Source organism: Mycobacterium talmoniae, from assembly GCF_001854525.1.
Lineage (GTDB): Bacteria > Actinomycetota > Actinomycetes > Mycobacteriales > Mycobacteriaceae > Mycobacterium > Mycobacterium talmoniae.
The window spans coordinates 1-2,263 of the sequence record NZ_MLQM01000312.1 but is presented as its reverse complement, the minus strand read 5'-3'; the positions used below and the strand labels follow the sequence as shown (position 1 = coordinate 2,263).

The following is a 2,263-nucleotide window of genomic DNA, read 5'->3' as shown; positions in this document are numbered from 1 at the left end:
CGATGTGATGAGCGCCGCGAACCAGCTGGGCGCCGGGCAAGCCATTGACCTGCTCAAGGGCATGGTGATGCCGGCCATCAGCCAGGCCGCCCAAGGCGCGGGCGGGGCGGCGGCCGCACCGGCCGCGGCCGCCGGGGATGCCGCCGCGGCGGCGCCTCTGCCGTAACGCGACGCCGAGTGGGCAGTTAGGACACGCGATTCGCCGCGATGCGTGGAACAACTCCCCACTCGACGTACGACGAGAACCTGTCACCCGAACGGCACCGCAGAGTCGGCCCGGATCCTCATCCTCCGGTGGCCCAGAGACTCTGCGGTGCCGTTACCAATCACTTTGTTCACATAAACACCGTGTCATAGCAGCTGTAACAACCGCCTCATACGTAACATCGGGCCGTGCCGTCTCGACGTCCCGCGCCCACGATCGTGTTCACCGCCATCGCGGCGACCGTCGTGCTGCTGCCGTGGGCCGTACACGGCGAGCGGGACCGCGCGCAATCGCCCGACGCCGCCCACACCCAACTGGCCCAGCAGCCGCTCGCCGACCTCGGCGCCGGTGAGACGATCCGCGAACTGCACCAGGACACCCCGTTTTCCATGGTCGCGCTGACCGGCGCGGACCTGACCGGCACGTCGGCCCGGGTGCGCGCCCAGCGCGGCGACGGAAGCTGGGGACCCTGGTATGCCACCGAGGCGCTGGAAGCCGACGCCGCGGCCGCGCCCGGACCGCGCGGCACCGAGCCGGTCTATGTGGGCCGCACCACCACCGTGCAGATCGCGGTCCGTCGACCCGCCGACGCCCCGGTCACCGCGGCGCCACCGGATAGCGACGCCGCCAAACCCGGCCTGGGATATCGCCCGGCCACCGTGGAACAGCCCTTCGCGCAGAACATCTCCGCGGTGCTGATCTCGCCGCCGCGGGCGCCGGTCGATACCCAATGGTCACCGCCGACCGCGATCGTCCCGCCGGGTCAGCCGCCCAACATCATCAGCCGCGCGCAGTGGGGCGCCGATGAGGCGATGCGCTGCGGCAACACCGAATACGACGCCGGGGTGCGCGCCGCGGTGGTGCACCACACCGCCGAAAGCAACGATTACGCGCCGCAGGACTCGGCCGGGATCGTGCAGTCCATCTACGCGTATCACACCCGCACCCTGGGCTGGTGCGACATCGCCTACAACGCCCTGGTCGACAAGTACGGCCAGGTCTTCGAGGGCCGCGCCGGGGGGATGAACAAACCGGTGGTGGGCTCGCATACCGGCGGCTTCAACCGGGACACCTGGGGCGTGGCGATGATCGGCAACTTTGAAAATGAGCCGCCGACGCCGATTCAACTGCGGACCGTCGGCCGACTGCTGGGCTGGCGGCTGGGCCTGGCCGGGGTCGATCCGCTGGGCACCGCGACGCTGGTCTCGGCGGGCGGCGCCAACACCCACTTCCCGCGCGGCGCAACCCCGACGCTGCCGGCGATCTTCACCCACCGCGACGTCGGCAACACCGAATGCCCGGGCAACGCCGGGTATGCGGCGATGGACGAGATCCGGGCCACCGCGGCGCGGTTCAACACCCCGCCCGGACCCGAAGAGCTGGCCGAGGCGCTGCAGGGCGGCGCGATCGGCGGCCGGTGGCAGGAAATGGGCGGCATGAACAGCGCGCTGGGGGCGCCCACCTCACCCGAGGCCGGGGGAGAAGGGGTGGCGCGCTACGCCACCTTCGAGCGCGGCGCGGTGTACTGGTCGCCGGACACCGGGGCCCAGCCGCTGACCGGGGCGATCTACGACGCCTGGGCGTCGCTGGGTTACGAGCGCGGCGCGCTGGGGTTGCCGACCAGCGGCGAGATCCAGGAGCCGCTGTGGATCGGGCAGAACTTCCAGCACGGCACGTTGAACTTCGACCGGCTCAACGGCACCGTCACCCGGGTCATCGACGGCGTCGCCGAAGAACTGCCGCCGCCGTCCCCGGACGGACCGCCGGTCCAGGTGGAACGCTTCTCCCCGGTCGCCTGACCCGCTACAGCCACCAGCGTTCCAGCACCCGGGCCAGGCCGTCGTCGGTGTTGGCGGCGGTGACCTCGTTGGCGGCGGCCAGCACGTCGGGATGCGCGTTGCCCATCGCCACCCCGTGACCGGCCCACCGCAGCATCGGCAGGTCGTTGGGCATATCCCCGAACGCCACCACCTCCTCGTCGGCGATGCCCCGCGGCCCGGCGATCTCCTGCACGCCGGTGGCCTTGCTGATGCCGGCCGGCACGATCTCGATCAGCCC

At 71.5% G+C, this 2,263-nt stretch carries 2 protein-coding genes; one reads left to right on the top strand and one right to left on the bottom strand.

Translation table 11 applies throughout. From position 1 onward, the window contains the following. The first annotated feature begins 393 nt into the window (after window positions 1–393). Entirely contained in the window at window positions 394–2,004 is a 1,611-nt protein-coding gene (locus BKN37_RS26915; protein WP_071030330.1) for an N-acetylmuramoyl-L-alanine amidase, read from the top strand. 4 nt (window positions 2,005–2,008) lie between these two features. On the opposite strand, the gene BKN37_RS26910 is transcribed toward BKN37_RS26915, so the two are convergent. Then, window positions 2,009–2,263: HAD family hydrolase (locus tag BKN37_RS26910; RefSeq protein WP_165618413.1), on the bottom strand; the 255-nt coding region annotated here is incomplete at its 5' end.